This window comes from Pseudonocardia tropica (genome assembly GCF_040105315.1).
GTDB classification, from domain to species: Bacteria; Actinomycetota; Actinomycetes; order Mycobacteriales; family Pseudonocardiaceae; genus Pseudonocardia; species Pseudonocardia alni.
The window spans coordinates 46,323-65,088 of sequence record NZ_JBEDNP010000016.1 but is presented as its reverse complement, the minus strand read 5'-3'; the positions used below and the strand labels follow the sequence as shown (position 1 = coordinate 65,088).

General features: G+C 74.4%; 19 protein-coding genes. 14 read left to right on the top strand and 5 right to left on the bottom strand.

The features are described from left to right. Positions 1-33: 33 nt before the first annotated feature. From WHI96_RS22635 to WHI96_RS22615, 5 genes are read left to right on the top strand one after another with little or no spacing between them, the layout of a single operon-like run. Positions 34-894, top strand: a complete 861-nt coding sequence (locus tag WHI96_RS22635) for an ABC transporter substrate-binding protein (protein ID WP_345653023.1) — start codon at positions 34-36, stop codon at positions 892-894. Then, entirely contained in the window at positions 891-1,754 is an 864-nt protein-coding gene (locus tag WHI96_RS22630; protein WP_345653020.1) for an amino acid ABC transporter permease, read from the top strand. The genes WHI96_RS22635 and WHI96_RS22630 overlap by 4 nt, the downstream gene beginning before the upstream one ends. Beyond that, a complete protein-coding gene (locus WHI96_RS22625; protein ID WP_345653017.1) occupies positions 1,751-2,500 on the top strand; it encodes an amino acid ABC transporter ATP-binding protein in 750 nt (249 codons plus the stop codon). The genes WHI96_RS22630 and WHI96_RS22625 overlap by 4 nt, the downstream gene beginning before the upstream one ends. 58 nt (positions 2,501-2,558) lie before the next feature. Then, the gene (locus WHI96_RS22620) at positions 2,559-3,158 is read left to right on the top strand and encodes a superoxide dismutase (RefSeq protein ID WP_349302439.1); all 600 of its coding nucleotides are present in this window, start codon (positions 2,559-2,561) and stop codon (positions 3,156-3,158) included. After that, positions 3,155-3,715, top strand: a complete 561-nt coding sequence (locus WHI96_RS22615) for a flavin reductase family protein (RefSeq protein WP_345645452.1) — start codon at positions 3,155-3,157, stop codon at positions 3,713-3,715. Before WHI96_RS22620 ends, WHI96_RS22615 begins: the two co-directional genes overlap by 4 nt. On the opposite strand, the gene WHI96_RS22610 is transcribed toward WHI96_RS22615, so the two are convergent. Continuing rightward, positions 3,657-3,833: a hypothetical protein gene (locus tag WHI96_RS22610; RefSeq protein WP_168172146.1), complete on the bottom strand. Its 177-nt coding sequence runs from the start codon at positions 3,831-3,833 to the stop codon at positions 3,657-3,659. The genes WHI96_RS22615 and WHI96_RS22610 overlap by 59 nt on opposite strands. A 301-nt stretch (positions 3,834-4,134) precedes the next feature. Between WHI96_RS22610 and WHI96_RS22605 the strand changes: the two genes are divergently transcribed. After that, entirely contained in the window at positions 4,135-5,511 is a 1,377-nt protein-coding gene (locus WHI96_RS22605; RefSeq protein ID WP_345645458.1) for an ATP-dependent 6-phosphofructokinase, read from the top strand. Positions 5,512-5,519: 8 nt separating this feature from the next. Here WHI96_RS22605 and WHI96_RS22600 read toward each other — a convergent pair whose 3' ends face one another. After that, positions 5,520-6,347, bottom strand: coding sequence for a SirB1 family protein (locus tag WHI96_RS22600; RefSeq protein WP_345645461.1), 828 nt, complete (start codon positions 6,345-6,347; stop codon positions 5,520-5,522). Between the two features lie 19 nt (positions 6,348-6,366). Beyond that, positions 6,367-7,329, bottom strand: a complete 963-nt coding sequence (locus WHI96_RS22595; RefSeq protein ID WP_345645464.1) for an ATP-binding protein — start codon at positions 7,327-7,329, stop codon at positions 6,367-6,369. Positions 7,330-7,552: 223 nt separating this feature from the next. On the opposite strand from WHI96_RS22595, the gene WHI96_RS22590 reads away from it, so the two are divergent. Both WHI96_RS22590 and WHI96_RS22585 read left to right on the top strand, forming a co-directional pair. Further along, positions 7,553-8,005: a MaoC family dehydratase gene (locus WHI96_RS22590; RefSeq protein WP_345645466.1), complete on the top strand. Its 453-nt coding sequence runs from the start codon at positions 7,553-7,555 to the stop codon at positions 8,003-8,005. Positions 8,006-8,018: 13 nt separating this feature from the next. Next, positions 8,019-9,227, top strand: coding sequence for an acetyl-CoA C-acetyltransferase (locus WHI96_RS22585; RefSeq protein WP_345645469.1), 1,209 nt, complete (start codon positions 8,019-8,021; stop codon positions 9,225-9,227). A 42-nt stretch (positions 9,228-9,269) separates the two neighbouring features. Here the strand turns inward: WHI96_RS22585 and WHI96_RS22580 are convergent, their stop codons facing one another. Continuing rightward, positions 9,270-9,758, bottom strand: coding sequence for an inorganic diphosphatase (locus WHI96_RS22580; RefSeq protein WP_073576771.1), 489 nt, complete (start codon positions 9,756-9,758; stop codon positions 9,270-9,272). A gap of 225 nt (positions 9,759-9,983) precedes the next feature. Between WHI96_RS22580 and dacB the strand changes: the two genes are divergently transcribed. The 4 genes from dacB to hpt all read left to right on the top strand — a co-directional run bounded on the left by dacB (position 9,984) and on the right by hpt (position 14,247). Then, complete coding sequence (gene dacB, locus WHI96_RS22575; RefSeq protein WP_345645471.1) at positions 9,984-11,393, top strand: D-alanyl-D-alanine carboxypeptidase/D-alanyl-D-alanine endopeptidase; 1,410 nt, start codon at positions 9,984-9,986, stop codon at positions 11,391-11,393. Between the two features lie 146 nt (positions 11,394-11,539). Beyond that, positions 11,540-12,517: an Rv3626c family coenzyme F420 biosynthesis-associated protein gene (locus WHI96_RS22570; RefSeq protein ID WP_345645600.1), complete on the top strand. Its 978-nt coding sequence runs from the start codon at positions 11,540-11,542 to the stop codon at positions 12,515-12,517. Next, positions 12,514-13,626 carry a tRNA lysidine(34) synthetase TilS gene (tilS, locus tag WHI96_RS22565; RefSeq protein ID WP_345645603.1) on the top strand — a complete coding sequence of 371 codons (1,113 nt, stop codon included), beginning with the start codon at positions 12,514-12,516 and terminating at the stop codon, positions 13,624-13,626. The genes WHI96_RS22570 and tilS overlap by 4 nt, the downstream gene beginning before the upstream one ends. Before the next feature lie 60 nt (positions 13,627-13,686). Next, positions 13,687-14,247 (top strand): hypoxanthine phosphoribosyltransferase, encoded by a 561-nt coding sequence (gene hpt / locus WHI96_RS22560; protein ID WP_345645474.1) that lies wholly within the window; start codon positions 13,687-13,689, stop codon positions 14,245-14,247. A gap of 7 nt (positions 14,248-14,254) precedes the next feature. Here the strand turns inward: hpt and WHI96_RS22555 are convergent, their stop codons facing one another. Then, complete coding sequence (locus WHI96_RS22555; RefSeq protein WP_345645477.1) at positions 14,255-15,265, bottom strand: serine protease; 1,011 nt, start codon at positions 15,263-15,265, stop codon at positions 14,255-14,257. Between the two features lie 345 nt (positions 15,266-15,610). Between WHI96_RS22555 and ftsH the strand changes: the two genes are divergently transcribed. Together ftsH and folE are read left to right on the top strand one after the other, a co-directional pair. Continuing rightward, on the top strand, positions 15,611-18,097 hold the full coding sequence (ftsH, locus tag WHI96_RS22550) for an ATP-dependent zinc metalloprotease FtsH (protein ID WP_345645480.1): 2,487 nt from the start codon (positions 15,611-15,613) through the stop codon (positions 18,095-18,097). A gap of 32 nt (positions 18,098-18,129) precedes the next feature. After that, positions 18,130-18,744 (top strand): GTP cyclohydrolase I FolE, encoded by a 615-nt coding sequence (gene folE / locus WHI96_RS22545; RefSeq protein ID WP_425571596.1) that lies wholly within the window; start codon positions 18,130-18,132, stop codon positions 18,742-18,744. Positions 18,745-18,766 lie beyond the last annotated feature (22 nt).

Below are 18,766 nucleotides of genomic sequence, written 5' to 3'. Positions count from 1 at the left end.
GACCCGCGCGGCCGGCCTGTGGATGATGTGCCGATGACGCGCGCCCGCACGACGACGGTCCTGCTCGGAGCACTGCTCGCAGCCACGGTCGCCGGGTGTGCCCCGCAGTCCGAACCGGCCGCGACCGGTGGCGGCGCCGCGGCGGACTGCGCACCCGGTGCCCTGCCGACCCTGGCGCAGGCCACCCTGACGATCGGCACCGACCAGCCGGTCTACCCGCCGTGGTACCTCGACGACGACCCGGCGTCCGGGCGCGGCTTCGAGTCCGCCGTGGCGTACGCGGTCGCCGACGAGCTCGGCTACCCGCGCGACAGGGTCGCCTGGGTGCGCGTCCCGTTCAACGCCGCCATCCAGCCGGGCCCGAAGAGCTACGACCTGAACCTCACCGAGTTCTCGATCACCGAGGAGCGCAGGCGGGCCGTGGACTTCTCCAGCCCGTACTACGACGTGCGGCAGGCCGTCGTCGCGCTGAAGACCTCGCCGCTCGCCCGGGCCACGACCGTCGCCCAGCTCAAGGAGGCCAGGCTCGGTGCGCAGATCGGCACGACGAGCCTCGAGCAGCTGAACACCTCCGTCGCCCCGACCACCCCGGCCGCGGTCTACAACACCAACGACGACGGCAAGCTCGCGCTGTCCAACGGCCAGATCGACGGTCTCGTCGTCGACCTGCCCACCGCGTTCCAGATCGTCGGCAGCGACCTGCCCGAGGCGACGATCGTCGGCCAGCTCCCCGCCGGGGGCACGCCCGAGCAGTTCGGCGCGGTGCTGGACAAGGACAGCCCGCTGACCGCCTGCGTCTCCGGAGCCGTCGACCGGCTCCGCGACACCGGCGCCCTCGCGGGGCTGGAGCGGCAGTGGATCCAGGCCGACGGGGCGGCCCCCGAGCTGCGATGAGCGCACCCGCCGCGGCCACCGGGCCGCCGGCCCCGAGCCCGCTGGCCCGGGAGCGCGCCGCGTACCGCCGTTCCCGGTCCCGCCGGTCCACGCTGATCGCGCTGGCGTCGACGCTGGTCTTCGCGTCGCTGCTCGTCGCCGCGGTGGCCGGGTCGCCCGGCTGGCCACGGGTCCGGGAGACCTTCCTCGACCCGCGGATCGCGTGGGAGTCGCTGCCCGCGGTGCTGTCCGGACTGTGGCTGAACCTGCGGGTCCTGGTGGTCGCCGAGGTCGGGGTGCTCGTCCTCGGCCTGCTGATCGCGGTGCTGCGGACGCTGCGCGGTCCGGTGTTCCTCCCGGTGCGGCTGCTCGCGACCGGCTACGTCGACCTGTTCCGTGGCGTCCCGCTGCTCGTCGCCCTCTACCTGATCGGGTTCGGGCTCCCGGCGCTGCGGCTGCAGGGCGTCCCCACCGACGCCGCCGTGCTCGGCACCCTCACGCTCGTCCTCGTCTACTCCGCGTACGTCGCGGAGGTCTTCCGCGCCGGCATCGAGTCGGTGCACCCCTCCCAGCGCGCCGCCGCCCGCTCGCTCGGGCTGACCCACCGGCAGTCGCTGCGCCTGGTGGTGCTGCCGCAGGCGGTGCGCAACGTGCTGCCGCCGCTGCTCAACGACTTCGTCGCGCTGCAGAAGGACGTGGGTCTGATCTCCGTGCTCGGTGCCGTCGACGCGATCCGGGCCGCCCAGATCGAGTCGGCCCGCACCTTCAACTTCACCCCCTACGTCGTGGCGGCGCTGCTGTTCGTCGCGCTCGCCGCCCCGACCGGGCGGATCGCCGACGCGCTCGCCCGTCGCGCCGTCCGCGCCCGGAGCGGCTCGTGACCCCCGTGCTCGAGGTGGCGGGTCTGGTGAAGACCTACGGCGAGCGCGTCGTGCTGCGCGGTATCGACCTGACCGTCGCCGAGCACGAGGTCGTCACGCTGATCGGCGCCTCCGGCTCGGGCAAGTCCACCCTGCTGCGCTGCGTCGACCTGCTGGAGGACATCGACGACGGCCGCATCCTGCTCGACGGCACCGACGTGTCCGACCCCCGCGCCGACGACGCCGCGGCGCGCAGGCGGATGGGTGTCGTCTTCCAGTCCTACAACCTGTTCCCGCACATGACGGCCCTGCAGAACGTCGCGCTGGCCCCGCGCGTCGTGCACGGTGTCCCGGCGGACGACGCCGACGGGCGGGCCCGGGCCCTGCTGGACCGGGTCGGGCTCGACGGCTTCGCGGGCGCGTACCCGGAGCGTCTCTCCGGCGGCCAGCAGCAGCGCGTCGCGATCGCGCGGGCGCTGGCCGTGCAGCCGCGGCTGCTCCTGCTCGACGAGATCACCTCCGCGCTCGACCCGGAGCTGGTCGGGGAGGTCCTGGAGATCGTGCGCGAGCTCGCCCGGGACGGGGTGACGATCCTGATGGCCACCCACGAGATGGGGTTCGCCCGCCAGGTCGCCGACCGCGTCTGCTTCCTCGACGAGGGTGTCGTCCTGGAGTCGGGTCCGCCGGAGCAGGTGCTCGGGGACCCGGTCGAGGAGCGCACCCGCCGGTTCCTCGCCCGCATCATCGCCGCGGGCAGGCTCGGCTGACCACTGCGTCCGCCGTCACACTTGACCTGAAGCCCGGTTCAGCTATCAGGCTGCGGGCATGGCCGACTACACGCTTCCGGACCTGCCCTACGACTACTCCGCGCTCGCCCCGCACATCGCGCCCGAGATCATGGAGCTCCACCACTCCAAGCACCACAACACCTACGTCCAGGGCCTCAACACCACCCTCGACAAGCTCGCCGAGGCCCGCGACAAGAACGACTTCGGCGCCGTCGTCGGACTCGAGAAGACCCTCGCGTTCAACCTCGGCGGCCACGTCAACCACTCCGCCTTCTGGAACAACCTCTCCCCCGACGGCGGCGACAAGCCCACCGGCGACCTCGCCACCGCCATCGACGCCGACTTCGGCTCCTTCGACGGCTTCCAGGCCCACTTCACCGCCGCCGCCACCACCATCCAGGGCTCCGGCTGGGCCGTCCTGGGCTACGACCAGCTCGGCGGCCGCCTGCTCATCCACCAGCTCTACGACCAGCAGTCCCAGCTCCCCGCAGGCCAGACCCCCATCGTCCTGCTCGACATGTGGGAGCACGCCTTCTACCTGCAGTACAAGAACGTCAAGCCCGACTACGTGAAGGCCTGGTGGAACGTCGTGAACTGGGCCGACGCCGCCGAGCGGTTCGCCCGGGCGCGGGCGTGACGGTCGCGGATCCGGCCGGGGGCCTGCGGACGGCGTTCCGCGGGCACCCCGCCGGGGTCGCCGTGCTCACCGCGACCGGGCCCGACGGCCCGGTCGGGATGACGGCGTCGTCGGTCGCCTCGGTCGGGGTGGACCCGCCCGCGGTGTCGTTCGCGACCGCCCGTGACTCGCGGCTGGCCGGTGCGCTCGCCGGGGGCGGGACCGTCGTCGTGCACCTGCTCGACGACACCGACACCGGTCTCGCGGCGGCGTTCGCCGTCCCGGGCGCGGAACGGTTCGGGGACGGCGTCCGGTGGATGGCCCTGCCGACCGGGGAGCCGTGGCTGGTCGACGTGGGCACCGCCCTGCGCTGCCGGGTCCTGTCGGTCACCGAGGTCGGGGCGTCGCTGCTGATCGCGGCCGAAGTCGTCGAGCTGCTCGGGCTGCGCCGTCGCGGCCGACCCCTGGTGTGGGTCGGACGCGCCTACCGCGGCGTCCCCGTCGAGGACGCCGACGCGGTCACAGCGGCTGCGGATGCACGTCCAGCGCCTGGTCGATCACCGTGCGCAGGCGGTTGAGCAGCTCGTCGGCCTCGCTCCAGGTGACCGCGCCGGTCGCGACGCCGTGGCGCAGCTCCTCGGCGATGGTGCGGGCGAATCCGGTGGACCAGGTGTGACGGGGGTCGATGCTCCGCATGGACGAATTTTGCCCTACGCGACCTGGGGTGTTCACCCCGGGTGCTCGTCACGTTCACAGCGCGTGTGCGAGAGGGTGGGCGGAACCGGTGACGTCTGCCGATGCACACCGCAACGACGCGGGACGCTCCGCGGGCCGGCCGGTGACGCAGCGGCGACGACGATGGTCCTCTCGGCGGGACCCGGCGCACCCGCGGGTGGTCCCGCGGCGTCGTCCCCGGGGGTCGGATCGACGATTCGCCCGGTGTGCGTCACGATGATCGCCCGGCCCCCCGGCGAATCGATCCAGACGGAGTGTGCGCGTGACCACCTCGGAGTACAGCAGCATCACGCCCGAGGACCTGGCCATCGCCACGCTCGGCCCGGCCCGCATCACCTCACCGCTGGCGCCGCTGCTCGACGCCCGCCGCACCACCGAGCACTACGTCGACTCCGGTGACCGGGTCCTGCTCGACGACACCGCCGCCGGGATCCGCGCCCGCGGCGTCGAACCGGAGGAGCTGCCGGGCCTGGAGCCGTGCGGGCCGCGCCGGCAGATCTACTTCGACCCGTCGAAGACCCGCGCCGGGATCGTCACCTGCGGCGGTCTGTGCCCGGGACTCAACGACGTCATCTCCGGCCTGGTCCGCACCCTGACCTACCACTACGGCGTGCGCCGGGTCGTCGGGTTCCGCAACGGCTACCGCGGCTTCGTCTCCTCCTACGGCCACGACGTCGTCGAGCTGTCCCCGGAGTCGGTGCGCGACATCCCGGTCGACGGCGGCACCTTCCTCGGTACCTCCCGCGGCCCCCAGGACCCCGAGGAGGTCGTCGACTGCCTCGAGCAGATGCACCTCAACGTGCTGTTCGTGATCGGCGGCGACGGCACCATGCGCGGCGCCATGGAGATCGCCCGGGTGGTGTCTGAGCGGGGTCTGCGGATCGCCGTCGTCGGCATCCCGAAGACGATCGACAACGACATCCCGTTCATCGACCAGTCCTTCGGCTTCCAGACGGCGTTCTCGCAGGCCAGCGAGGCCATCCGGTCGGTGACGGTGGAGGCCAAGTCGACCCCGGGCGGGGTCGGGCTGGTCAAGCTGATGGGCCGGCACTCCGGCTTCATCGCCTGCTACGCCTCGCTCGTGCGCTCCGACGCCGACGCCGTCCTGATCCCCGAGGTGCCCTTCGAGCTGGACGGCGAGACCGGTCTGCTGCACCACCTGCGACGACGGGTGTCCCAGCGCGGACACGCGGTCGTCGTCGTCGCGGAGGGGGCCGGGCAGGAGATGCTGCCGCCGGTCGGGCGCACCGACGCCTCCGGCAACGCGAAGCTCTCCGACGTCGGCCCCTGGCTCAAGGAGCGCATCGCCGACTCGTTCGCCGAGGCCGGGATGGAGACCACCGTCCGCTACGTGGACCCGAGCTACATCATCCGCAGCGTCCCCGCGAACCCCTACGACAGCGTCTACACCGTCCGGCTGGCCCAGGCCGCGGTGCACGCCGCCATGTCCGGGCGCACCGCGATGGTGGTCGGACGGGTGCGGCGCCGGTTCGTGCACATCCCGATGAGCCTGGCCGTCAGCCGTCGCAACCAGGTCGACCCGCACGGCGACCTGTGGATGGCGGTGCTGGAGTCGACCGGGCAGCCGTGGCGCTTCGGCGAGGACTCCGGCGCGCCGACCCGGGCCCCGCACACCTGACCGGGGAGCTAGTTGAGGTGCGCCCGGTGCTTCATCGCCTCGGTGCGCACCTCGTCCAGCACCGCGGCGCCCGAGCGCGACCCGCGGCCCGGACCGTCCACCCAGGACTCCATCAGCCGGGCCGCCTCGTCCCAGCGGGCCTGCGCGGCGAGCACCTCGCCGAGCTCGCGGATGAGCTCCGGGCCCTGGTGGCGCAGGCCGAGCCGCATGCGGAGCACCCACTCCAGGCCGTCGTGGTCGCGGGAGCGGCCGTAGGTCGCCCGCAGGTTCTCCAGCATCCGGGCGAGGATCTGGCGGGTCGAGGTGCGCGACAGCATGCCCGGGTCGAAGGGCACCTCCGGGCCGGCACCCGTCGTCGCGCGGAAGAGCTCCTCGCAGCCCGCCGGGTCGAGCCGCCTGCCGCCGTCGAAGGCGTCGACGAGGCGCTGGGTGCCGGGCACCCGCACCAGGAAGTGACCGGGCATGCCGACGCCCTCCAGCGCTACCCCGGCCCGGCGGCCGACCTCGATCGCGACGACCGACAGGGTGATCGGGATACCGGTGCGGCGCTCGAGCACGTCGGGCAGGAAGGAGTTGCGCGGGTCGGCGTAGTCGGTGGAGTTGCCGCGGAACCCGGCCTCGGTGAACAGCCGGTGCAGCAGCGACTCGAACCCGGTGACACCGTCGGCGAGCTCGTCGAGCGTCGCGCGGGCCCGCGCGGTGGACACCGCCGCGACCTCCGGGTCCGGGGCGGCGCCGGCGGCGATCGCCAGTGCGGCCTCGTCGAGCTGCGGTTCGGGCCCGGTCACCATCCGCAGGAAGCGGGTCACCGGGTCGGCGCGGTCGTGCCGGGTCACCCCGGGACCGTACCGGGATTCACGGGGGCGACATCGTGACGCGCACGACCGTGCCCGTCACCTGACCGGGATCGTCCTCCGCGGTCCACACCTGCAGCACGTCCGACAGCTCCGAGGCCAGCCACATCCCCCGGCCACGGTTCCCGGCGACCGGCGGCGCGGCGAGCCCGGGGAACGCGAGCCGGCACGTCGCGGCGTCGCTCATCTCCGAGACCAGCCCCGCCTCGGTGCGCCACATCCGCAGGACCGGGTGCCCCGACCCGTGCTCGACGCCGTTGCTGATCAGCTCGTTGACCGCCAGCACGAGGTCGTCGATCCGGCTGGGCCCCAGCCCGGACAGCTCGGCCTGCCGTTCGACGACGCGCCGCATCGACCCGAGGTCGTCCAGGGTCACCGGCAGCGTCACGATCGCCGGCCCCAGTTCCGCCGGTGGGCACTGCGGGTTCTCGGCCAGCAGCTCGTGGTCGTCGCGCCGGCAGCCGCTCGGGACCGGGGCACCGTCGACGAGGAACTCGTCGTGCAGGGCCCCGGCGTGCGCGCGGTCCGCCTCGACGTCGGGGAAGCAGCACAGCAGCTCGACGGGCAGCGCGCGCAGGGCGTGCGAGAGGGCGAGGTCGAGGCGGGTCCAGTAGGCGGCGTCCGCACCGGGCAGCTCGACCGGCTGGCCGACGGTGCACACCCCGGACGCGCCGTCGGCCAGCGCCTCGCGCACCGCGCGGCTCCAGCGCCCCGCGACCGTGAACGGCGGGGCCGAGTGCATCCGGTCCGGCGTGCGGAACTCCACCCCGGCGTCGCGGCCGAGGACGCGGCGCAGCACCGTCGCACACCGCGGGTCGACGACCACGAGCGCACGACGGCCCGCCTCCAGTGCCTCGGTCACCGGTGCGGTGAGGGCGGCGGCCTGGTGGTCGGGGTCCCGGTACGGCACGGCCCGGTGGACGAGGCCGTCCGGGTCGGGGCGCGGGGTGGTGGTGGCGGTCATCGGCGGTCGGTGGCGGTCGGGGTCATGGGGCGTAGGCCTTCCACGTCGAAGCTGTGCCCATCTGCTCAAGGCGGCTCCTGACGGGGTGACCATAACCAAGCCGCACCGGTCGTGTGGTGCGGGGCGTGTGTGTTCGGCGACGTCTCACCCACCGGCGGCCCGCGGTGCGGTAAGGAGAGCGGGAAGCGGATCACCCTTCACACACCATGAACAGGAGTGACAGATGCGCGTCTTCGACGGAGTGGACGAGCTGCGGGCGGCCAAGGGGACCGAGATCGGGACCTCGCCCTGGCTGACCGTCACGCAGGAGCGGATCGACGGCTTCGCCGACGCCACGGAGGACCACCAGTGGATCCACGTCGACGCTGAGCGGGCCGCGGCCGGACCGTTCGGCACCACGATCGCCCACGGCTTCCTGTCGCTGTCGCTGCTGCCCGAGCTGGTCCACTCCGTCTTCACGGTGGACGGGGTCAAGATGGGTGTGAACTACGGCCTCAACAGGGTCCGGTTCACCAGCCCGCTGCCGGTGGGCGCCCGGATCCGCGGCCGGATCGAGCTGACCGACGTCAGCGATGCCCCCGGCGGCGTCCAGCTCACCGTCGGTGTGACCGTCGAGACCGAGGGATCCGAGAAGCCCGCCCTGGTCGCCGAATGGCTGACCAGGCAGTACGTCTAGGTCGGAGGGGCCCGTGCGTGATGCGGTGATCTGCGAGCCGCTGCGGACCCCGGTCGGCGGGTTCGGGGGGTCGCTGCGCGACGTCCCGGCCCACACCCTCGCCGCGACGGTCGTCCGCGCCCTGATGGAGCGGACCGGGCTGGATCCCGACGTCGTCGAGGACGTCGTGCTGGGCCACTGCTACCCGACGATGGACGCCCCCGCGATCGGCCGGGTCGCCGCGCTCGACGCGGGCCTGCCCGTCACCGCGGGCGGCATCCAGGTCGACCGCCGCTGCGGCTCGGGCCTGCAGGCCGTGCTCTACGCGGCCGGCCAGGTCCGGACCGGCGCCGCGGAGGTCGTGCTGGCCGGCGGCGCCGAGTCGATGTCGGGTGCGTCGTTCTACTCCACGGGGATGCGGTGGGGGGTCACGGGCGGCGGGGTCACGCTGAACGACTCGCTGGCCCGCGGCCGCGTCACCGCCGGCGGGAAGGACTTCCCGGTGCCGGGCGGCATGCTGGAGACCGCGGAGAACCTGCGCCGCGACTACGCGATCGGTCGCGCCGAGCAGGACGAGTACGCCGTCCGCTCGCACCACCGGGCCGCGGCCGCGCAGGAGTCGGGGGTGTTCGCCGAGGAGATCGTCCCGGTGACCGTGCCCGGCCGGAAGGGCGACACCGTCGTCGAGCGCGACGAGCACGTCCGCCCCGACTCGACGGTCGAGAAGCTGGCGACGCTGCGCCCGATCCTGGGCAAGGACGACCCGGACGCCACCGTGACCGCGGGCAACGCCTCCGGTCAGAACGACGGCGCCGCGGTCTGCGTGGTGACCAGCCCGGGGAAGGCCGCCGAGCTGGGGCTGCGCCCGCTGGCGAAGGTCGTGTCCTGGGGACTGGGCGGGGTCCCGCCCAGGACGATGGGGATCGGCCCGGTCCCGGCGACGGCCAAGGCCCTGGACGCGGCCGGGCTGACCCTGGCCGACATCGACCTGATCGAGCTGAACGAGGCGTTCGCGGCGCAGGTCCTGGCCTGCGCGCGGGAGTGGACGTTCACCGACGCCGACTTCGAGCGCACCAACGTGCACGGCTCGGGGATCTCGATGGGGCACCCGGTCGGTGCCACCGGCGGCCGGATCCTGGCCACCCTCACCCGCGAGATGCAGCGTCGCGACGCCCGCTACGGGCTGGAGACGATGTGCATCGGCGGCGGCCAGGGGCTCGCCGCGGTGTTCGAGAAGGTGTGACCCGTAGCCGGGGCGGCCGTGCGCGGCCGCCCCGGCGACCGGTCAGTGCCCGGCGTTCTTCGCGCGCTCGTAGGACGCCTTGATCTCGCGCTCGGCGTCGGCCCGGCCGACCCAGGACGCGCCCTCGACGCTCTTGCCCGGCTCGAGGGTCTTGTAGATCTCGAAGAAGTGCTGGATCTCCGCCCGGTCGAACTCGGCCAGGTGGTGGATGTCGCGCAGGTGCTCCTGGCGGGGGTCGTCCGAGGGGACGCAGAGGACCTTGTCGTCGCCGCCCTTCTCGTCCTTCATCCGGAACATGCCGATCGCGCGGGAGCGGATGACGCACCCCGGGAAGGTCGGCTCCTGCACCAGGACCAGGGCGTCCAGCGGGTCCCCGTCCTCGCCCAGGGTGTCGTCGATGAACCCGTAGTCGGCGGGGTACTGGGTGGCGGTGAACAGGGTGCGGTCGAGCCGGATACGTCCGGTCTCGTGATCGACCTCGTACTTGTTCCGGCCGCCCTTGGGGATTTCGATGGTGACGTCGAAGTCCACGGTTCGTTGCTCCTTGAAGAGGGTCAGCGGTCTTGTGTCACGGTTCCACCGGATACGGGCGGGGCCGCTGGCCCGCCCGCTCCGGCGGTGTCGGTGCTGCCCCCTAGTGTGAGGGACCGGGTGGGCACGGGTGCACGCCGGTGAGCGCCGAGTGGGCCGATGTGGCCCGCGTCGCACCACCGTGCGGGCAGGTCGGCCGCCGGACGAGCAGGTACAGGAGGGTCCGTGGGACGCAGGCATCGCCGGCCGGAGCGCAGCTACCGGCGGTTCGCCGTGGTCGCGGTCGCGGTGATGGCACTGGCCTCGCTGTTCGGCGCCGTCGCCCTGGCCGGGCCGGACGCCCGCAGCTCGTTCGGGCTCGGCGCCACCGCCACCCGGTACCCGCCGGTCCCGATGCCCGCCCTGCGCCCGCTCACGCCGACGGCGCCGGTGCCGAGCGCCGCCGGGATCACCCAGGCCCTGTCCTCCCAGCTCGACGCGCCCGAGCTCGGCGAGGTCACCGGGGTCGTCATGGACTCCGCCGCCCCGCGCGGGGTGAAGCCGATCTGGGAGCGCGACGGCGACCGCGGCATGGTCCCCGGCTCCACGACGAAGCTGCTCACCGCCGCGGCCGCCCTGCTGTCGCTGAACCCGACCGACCGGCTCGCGACCCGGGTCGTGCCCGGCCCGGCACCGGACTCGGTCGTCCTCGTCGGGTCCGGCGACCCGTCGCTGACCGCGCTGCCCGACGGGCAGGACGGGCTCTACCCCGAGCCCGCGCGGATCGCCGACCTCGCCGAGCAGGTGACGAAGGCCGTCGGTCGTCCGATCACGACGGTCTACACCGACGCGAGCCTCTGGAAGGGCCCGGCCGAGTCCCCGGGCTGGGGGCCCACCGACGTCGCGGACGGCTACGTCGCCCCGATGTCGGCGCTGATGCTCGACGGCGGCCGCACCGACCCGCTGCAGCAGGACGGCCCGCGCAGCACCGACCCCGCCACGGCCGCCGGGAAGGCGCTGGCCCGCGCGCTCGGCGCCTCCGACGTCCGCGAGGGCGTCGCCGCCGCGAACGCGCCGGTGCTGGGGAGCGTGTCCTCCCCGCCGATCGCGAGCCTCATCGAGTACATGCTCACCGCCTCGGACAACGTCACCGCCGAGGCGATGGCCCGCCAGGTCGCGGTGTCCAAGGACGGCGAGGCCTCGTTCGACGGAGCCTCGAAGGCCGTCACCGAGGCGCTGGTCCAGGCCGGCTACGACGTGTCCGGGCTGCAGCTCGCCGACGGCAGCGGCCTGTCCCGGGACAACCTGATCCCGGCCCGGCTGCTCGGCGCGGTGCTGTCCTCGGCCGCCGCCCAGTCCGACAGCCCGACCGACGTGCAGTTCCTGCGCCCGATCCTCACCGGGCTCCCGGTCGCGGGCGGTGGCGGGACACTCGCCGACCGCTTCGGCGACCCGCGGTCGGTCGCCGGACGCGGTGTCGTGCGCGCCAAGACCGGCACGCTGTCCGGCGCCTCCAGCCTCGCCGGGGTCGTCACCGACGTCGACGGCAGGCTGCTGGTGTTCGCGCTGCTGTCCAACGGCACCTCGCCCGCCGACGCCCGGCCCGCGCTGGACCGCGTCGCGGCGACGCTGTCGCGCTGCGGCTGCCGCGGCTGACCCGGTCTCGCGCACCCGTCGTCGCGGGTAGCGTGGGACGCATGGAGACCGACACGACCGGCCCGGTCACCGGCCGCCGGCCCGACCGCACCGGCGCCGGACTGCCGGTGAACTGGTCCCTGGCCGCGTCGACGGCGGCCTCGCTGATGCCTGCCGGGCCCCGCACCACCCCCGCGGTGGCGGGTGCGCTGGTGGAGCGTCTGCGCACCGACTCCGCCCGCGCCGAGGGGCACGTCCGCGAGGTCACCGGCCTCGGGGCGGACCTGCCGCTGCTGCCCGCCGACGTGCTGGACCGGCCCGCCTGGGCGCGTGCCGCCGTCGGGGGGATGGAGGCGCTGACCTCCGGCGCCCGGCTGCCCGACTCGCCGTGGCCGCTGCGCGCGGTCACCGCGGCGGGCTCGGGGGTGCAGCTCGGCGCGCTGCTCGCCTACATGGGCGCCCGGGTGCTCGGCCAGTACGACCCGTTCGGCGGGCCCGGCGGAGCGGGGCGGCTCATCGTCGTCGCCCCGAACGTCTACGCCGCCTCGCGCTCGCTCGACGTCGACGGCGACCAGTTCGGCCTCTGGGTCTGCCTGCACGAGGCCACCCACCGGCTCCAGTTCACCGCGGTGCCGTGGCTGCGCGACCACTTCGCCGGGCTGGTCACCGAGCTGCTGTCGCTGCAGGAGCCGGACACCGCGCGGCTCGCCCGGCTGCCCGACGCGATCCGCGCGCTGCGCGGCGAGGACGGCCGCAAGGCCGACGTGCTCGCGCTCGTCGAGCTGTTGCAGGGCCCCGAGCAGCGGGCCGTGCTCGACCGGCTGCTCGCCCTGTCCACGCTGCTGGAGGGGCACGCGGACCACGTCATGGACGCCGTCGGGCCGGACGTGGTCCCCGACGTCGCGCTCATCCGGCGCCGGTTCACCGAGCGCCGCCGCGGCGGCGGGCTGATCGACCGGGTCCTGCGCGCGCTGCTCGGGGTCGAGGCGAAGATGCGCCAGTACGCCGTCGGCGCCGCGTTCTGCCGGGCCGTCGAGCGCGAGTCCGGGATGGCCGGGATCAACCGGGTCTGGGAGTCGCCGGAGACGCTGCCGACCCGCGCCGAGCTGGACGACCCGCCCGCGTGGCTGCGCCGCGTCGCCTGACGGGTCACGAGCCCGCTGCGGCGGGCCGGGTCCGGCGCGCCGTGCGGGCCGCACTGGACCGGCTGCCCGGTGACGCGGCCGCCGCCCCACCGTTGGTCGCCTGCTCCGGCGGCGCCGACTCCACCGCGCTGGTGCTCGCCGTCCGGGAGGCCGTCGAGGGGCCGGTGCACGCCGTCGTCGTCGACCACGGGCTGCAGGACGGGTCCGCGGAGCGCTCGGCCGGGCTCGCCACGCGGCTGCGCGGGCTCGGGGTGACGGCCGCGGTGCACCCGGTCGTCGTCGGTGTCGCGGGTGGCCCCGAGGCCGCGGCCCGGACCGCCCGGTACGCCGCGCTGCGGGCGGCGCGGCCGTCGCCGTCGTCGCCGGTGCTGCTCGGGCACACCCTCGACGACCAGGCCGAGACCGTGCTGCTGGGCCTCGGCCGGGGCTCCGGGGCCCGGTCGCTGTCCGGGATGCGCGAGTGGACCGAGCCGTGGCTGCGGCCGCTGCTCGGGGTGCGCCGGGCCGACACGGCCGCCGCCTGCGCGGCCGCCGGCGTCGCGGTCTGGGCCGACCCGCACAACGCCGACCCCCGTTTCGTCCGCGCCCGGCTGCGTCACGAGGTGCTGCCGCTGCTGGAGGACGTCCTGGGCGGCGGGGTCGCGGCCGCGCTCGCCCGCACCGCGGACCAGCTCCACGACGACGACGCCGCCCTCTCCGCCGCCGCGGCACGGCTGCTGTCCGCCGCCCGCGCGGCCACGGACGGTGAGCGGCGCGCACCGGCGGGGGAGCCCGGGCCGGGTGATTCCGGCGACAACGGCGCACCACCGGGTACCGCCGCGACGGACCCGACCGGGGCCGCGGCGGGGGTCGGGGAGGCCGTCGGCACGGCGATCGACATCGGGGTCCTCGCCGCCGCCGAGCCCGCCGTACGACGCCGGGTCCTGCGGGAATGGCTCGCCGGGGGCGGTGCGCGGGCGCTCACCGAGGCGCAGCTGCGCGCCGCCGACGACCTCGTCGGGGCCTGGCGCGGGCAGGGCGGACCGGCGCTGGGCGGCGGCTTGGAGCTGACCCGCGCGCGTGGCAGGCTCGTGCTGCGCCGCCACAGCCGGCCGCGTGACCGGGCGTGACCGCGGGCCCGGTGGTCGGAGTCGACCGGGTCGCAGACGCGGGCCGTGCGAGGGGGTCGGGTGTACGACGGGGACATCTCCTCGGTGCTGGTCACCGAGGAGCAGGTGCGCGAGAAGACCGCGGAGCTGGCGCAGCAGATCGCCGGTGACTACGCCGACCGCGTGCGCGACGGCCGCGAGTCCGACCTCGTGCTGATCGGCGTCCTCAAGGGCGCGGTCATGTTCATGACCGACTTCGCCCGCGCGCTGCCCATCCCGGCCCAGCTGGAGTTCATGGCGGTCAGCTCCTACGGCTCGTCCACCTCGTCGTCGGGGGTCGTGCGGATCCTCAAGGACCTCGACCGCGACATCGCGGGGCGGCACGTGCTGATCGTCGAGGACATCATCGACTCCGGGTTGACGCTGAACTGGCTGCTGGGCAACCTGCAGACCCGCTCGCCCGCGTCGCTGGAGGTCGTGACGCTGCTGCGCAAGCCGGACGCGGTGAAGGTCGACGTCCCGGTCCGCTACGTCGGCTTCGACATCCCGAACGAGTTCGTCGTCGGCTACGGCCTCGACTACGCCGAGCGCTACCGCGACCTGCCCTACATCGGCACGCTCGACCCGTCGGTCTACGCCTGAGGGCGGCTCAGCCGAGCCCGGGCCCGGCGGGTGTGGCCAGCGCCCGCGGGTCCACCCCGGCCGGCGACGCGGTGAACGCGGGCCCGCCGGCGAGCGCCAGGCCGGCCGGACCGTCGGTGCGGGCGGCGTAGTCCAGCGCCCTCGCCAGGTCGGTGTACTCGATGCTGGGCAGGTCGTCGGTGGTGGTGAGGCTGGACAGCACACCGATCGCGCGGCCCTGCGCGTCGAGCAGCGGGCTGCCCGACTCCCCGGCGACGCCGTCCTGCACGGCGAACACCGCGTGCCCCCAGCCGCCACCGACCTCGGCGGCGGCCGTGCCGGCGCGCATCCCGACCGCGCGGACGCCGCCGGCGCCGGGCGGGTTGGTGAGGCCGTAGACCGGGGAGCCGGCGGGCAGCGGCGCGGTGCGGACCGCGCCGGGGCCGCCGAAGAACGGCACCGCGGCACCCACCGAGGGGCGGGCGCCCGCGGGCAGCTCGACGAGTGCGAGGTCGTTGTAGGCGCAGACGTCGGGGTCGCGCTCCCCGCGGGCCTGCATGGTGTTCCACGAGCTCCACGCCAGCGTCCCGGTGACCGTGCCGTCGCGGCCGTGGACCAGGACCGGGGTGCCCAGCGGCACCGCGTCGGAGGTGCAGCCGTCGGTCTCGGTCTCGTCGCCGGTGCCGCCGCAGTGCGCGGCCTGCGCGAGGAAGGTGCGCTCGCCCGCGGTGAACACGAACCCGGCCGTGCACAGGCCCGCGCCGGTGGTCTCGGTGACGGTGCCCGGCCCGATCGACCCCGGCCCCGCGACGACGGCCGGGTGCGGCACGAGGTCGCTCGCCTCGGCCCGGGCGGTGGTCGCCGGCGGTGCGGTCACGACCGGCGGCGTCGGTGCGGCGGCCGCGGGCGGCGGGATCACGGGCACGGCGGCGGCCGTCCCCACCGGAACGGTGAACACCGCCAGTGCCGCCGCGGCGGCGAGACCGGCGGCGAGCGCCGACACCGTCCGCCGGGGTCCGGCCACCGCGTGCAGCGCCATCCGATCGTCCCTCCCGACCCGCAGACCATCGCCGCCGGCCCGGACGGAGCAGGGCGCCGCTGCCCTCCGCCGCCGTCCGGGTACCGAGCGTGCTGCACAGTTGTCCCACACCACGGTGTCGACGTGTGCGTCGGGACACCCCTGTGGGGGAACCGGGCAGGTCGTCGGTTCGTTCACGGATCGGCCGCCCGCTCACCGGGCGGTCCGGCCAGGTCCGTCCGGAGCACTCCACCCACCGTGGGGCTATCCTGGCGGGTCAGGGCCCTCCGGCGGGGCGGTACACCGTCCGCCGCCGCTGCCGAGAACCACTCCCGGGAAGGTGAAGGCCACCCAGGCCGACGTTGCATGGACCGCAAGCGCCTGCTCCGCAACCCGCTGATCTGGATCCTCGTCGCACTCCTGATCTACCTCGGGTTCAGCCAGCTGTTCGACGACACCCGCGGATACACCGAGGTCACGACGTCGGTCGCGCTCTCCCAGGTCCAGTCGGGGAACGTCAAGGACGCCCTCGTCGAGGACCGTGAGCAGCAGCTCCGCCTCACGCTGGACCGCCCGATCGAGGTCGACGGCAACGAGACGACCCAGATCCTCACCCAGTACCCGGCACAGATCTCCGGTCAGATCTTCGACCAGGTCCGCCAGGTCCCCGGGATCGCCGAGTACGACACCGTCGTCCGCCAGGACTCCTTCCTCTCCACGCTGCTGATCACGATGATCCCGCTGGCGCTGGTCCTGATCCTGCTGTTCTGGTTCCTGAACAACGCCCAGGGCGGCGGGAACCGGGTCATGAGCTTCGGCAAGTCCAAGGCCAAGCAGCTGAACAAGGACATGCCGAAGAACACGTTCGCGGACGTGGCGGGCGCCGACGAGGCGGTCGAGGAGCTCTACGAGATCAAGGACTTCCTGCAGAACCCGGGCCGCTACCAGGCCCTGGGCGCGAAGATCCCCAAGGGCGTGCTGCTCTACGGCCCGCCCGGCACCGGCAAGACGCTGCTGGCCCGTGCGGTCGCCGGCGAGGCGGGCGTGCCGTTCTACACGATCTCCGGGTCCGACTTCGTCGAGATGTTCGTCGGTGTCGGTGCCTCCCGGGTGCGCGACCTGTTCGAGCAGGCCAAGCAGAACGCGCCCTGCATCATCTTCGTCGACGAGATCGACGCGGTCGGCCGCCAGCGCGGCGCCGGCCTCGGCGGCGGGCACGACGAGCGCGAGCAGACCCTGAACCAGCTGCTCGTCGAGATGGACGGCTTCGACGCCCGCGGCGGCATCATCCTGATCGCCGCGACGAACCGGCCGGACATCCTGGACCCGGCGCTGCTGCGCCCGGGCCGGTTCGACCGGCAGATCCCGGTCGGTGCCCCCGACCTGGCGGGCCGTCGCGCGATCCTGAGCGTGCACTCCAAGGGCAAGCCCTTCGCCGACGACGTCGACCTCGAGTCGCTGGCCAAGCGCACCGTGGGCATGTCCGGTGCCGACCTGGCCAACGTGATCAACGAGGCCGCGCTGCTGACCGCCCGCGAGCACGGGACATCGATCAACGGCGCCGCGCTGGAGGAGTCGGTCGACCGTGTCGTCGGCGGCCCCCGGCGCAAGTCGAAGATCGTCTCCGAGCGCGAGCGGAAGATCACCGCGTACCACGAGGGCGGGCACGCGCTGGCCGCGTGGGCGATGCCGGACCTGGAGCCGGTCTACAAGCTCACGATCCTGCCGCGCGGGCGTACCGGCGGGCACGCGCTCGTCGTCCCCGAGGACGACAAGGGCCTCATGACCCGTGCCGAGATGATCGCGCGGCTGGTGTTCGCGATGGGCGGGCGCTCGGCCGAGGAGCTCGTCTTCCACGAGCCCACGACCGGCGCGTCCTCCGACATCGACCAGGCCACCAAGATCGCCCGCGCGATGGTCACCGAGTACGGCATGAGCGCCAAGCTCGGTGCCGTCCGGTACGGCCGCGAGCAGGGCGACCCGTTCCTCGGCCGCTCGATGGGCAACCAGGCCGACTACTCGCTCGAGGTCGCCCACGAGATCGACGAGGAGGTGCGCAAGCTCATCGAGGCCGCGCACACCGAGGCGTGGGAGATCCTCAACACCTACCGCGACGTGCTCGACGACCTGGTGCTGGAGCTCCTGGACAAGGAGACCCTGAACCGCAAGGACCTCGAGCGGATCTTCGGCTCGGTGGAGAAGCGGCCGCGGATCACCGCGTTCGACGACTTCGGCGTGCGCACGCCGTCGGAGAAGCCGCCGATCAAGACCCGGCGCGAGCTGGCGCACGAGCGCGGTGAGGTCCTGCCGCCCGAGGAGGACGAGCGCACCCCGGCCGAGGTCGGCTCGGGCTCCGCGAACGGCTACGGCGACGCGCCCGGCACCCCCGGTGCCTCCCCGTTCCCGTCGGGCGGCTCGGTCCCGAGCCGCCCGGACGCCCCGAACGACGGTGGCTACGGCCCCGGCGACGGCGGCCCGGGCAACGGGAACGGGAACGGCTACGGCGCGCCCGGCAACGGGCACGGCGCCCCGGCCCACGGCTACGGCCGGGCCGGGTCCTACGGCGGACCGGGGCAGCCCCCGCCGCCCGCCGTCGCCCCGAACTACGGTGCCCCGCCGGACTGGCGGCCCGCGACAACCCCGCAGGGGCAGAGCTGGCCGCCGCCGAACTGGGCGCAGCCGCCGCAGCAGGGCGGGCCGCAGGGCCCCGGCCAGGGCGGTCCGTGGCCCGGTCCCGGACCGGGCGACGGCGGCAACGGCAACGGCGCGCACGGCAACGGCGCGCCGGGTGGTGCGAACGACCCCGGCGCCGGCGAGCAGCGGCGCGGACACGACCCGGAGGCAGGACACTGAGCACGTCGACGACGGACGGACGCTCCGGACCGGTGGAGTCCGCCGCGGTGGCGGCCGGGGTGACCCGGGCCGTACCCGGCGGGGTCGACCTGGACCGCGCGGAGCGCGCCGTCCGCGAGCTGCTGATCGCGGTCGGGGAGGACCCGGACCGCGAGGGCCTCAAGGAGACCCCGGCCCGGGTCGCGCGCGCCTACGGCGAGATCTTCGCCGGGCTGTTCGTCGACCCGGACACGGTGCTGGAGAAGACCTTCGACGAGGGCCACGGCGAACTCGTGCTGGTCAAGGACATCCCGATGTTCTCCACCTGCGAGCACCACCTCGTGCCCTTCCACGGGGTGGCCCACGTCGGCTACATCCCGGCCGTCGACGGCCAGGTCACCGGCCTGTCCAAGCTGGCCCGGGTGGTCGACCTGTACGCCAAGCGCCCGCAGGTGCAGGAGCGGCTGACCGCGCAGATCGCCGACGCCCTGGTGCGCAAGCTCGACCCGCGCGCGGTGATCGTCGTGCTGGAGGCCGAGCACCTGTGCATGGCCATGCGCGGCATCCGCAAGCCGGGGTCGCGCACCACCACCTCGGCGGTGCGCGGGCTGTTCAAGAGCTCGGCGACCTCCCGCGCGGAGGCGCTCTCGCTGATCAGGGGGCGCTGACGTGGTCGCCCCCGGCGGGGCG

Coding starts and splice junctions, on each gene's coding strand:
- WHI96_RS22590 (WP_345645466.1), top strand. CDS start 7,553: ATGCGCGTCTTCGACGGAGTGGACGAGCTGCGGGCGGCCAAGGGGACC.
- WHI96_RS22610 (WP_168172146.1), bottom strand. CDS start 3,833: ATGCGGAGCATCGACCCCCGTCACACCTGGTCCACCGGATTCGCCCGC.
- WHI96_RS22570 (WP_345645600.1), top strand. CDS start 11,540: ATGCCTGCCGGGCCCCGCACCACCCCCGCGGTGGCGGGTGCGCTGGTG.
- WHI96_RS22630 (WP_345653020.1), top strand. CDS start 891: ATGAGCGCACCCGCCGCGGCCACCGGGCCGCCGGCCCCGAGCCCGCTG.
- WHI96_RS22620 (WP_349302439.1), top strand. CDS start 2,559: ATGGCCGACTACACGCTTCCGGACCTGCCCTACGACTACTCCGCGCTC.
- WHI96_RS22595 (WP_345645464.1), bottom strand. CDS start 7,329: ATGACCGCCACCACCACCCCGCGCCCCGACCCGGACGGCCTCGTCCAC.
- WHI96_RS22635 (WP_345653023.1), top strand. CDS start 34: ATGACGCGCGCCCGCACGACGACGGTCCTGCTCGGAGCACTGCTCGCA.
- ftsH (WP_345645480.1), top strand. CDS start 15,611: ATGGACCGCAAGCGCCTGCTCCGCAACCCGCTGATCTGGATCCTCGTC.
- WHI96_RS22555 (WP_345645477.1), bottom strand. CDS start 15,265: ATGGCGCTGCACGCGGTGGCCGGACCCCGGCGGACGGTGTCGGCGCTC.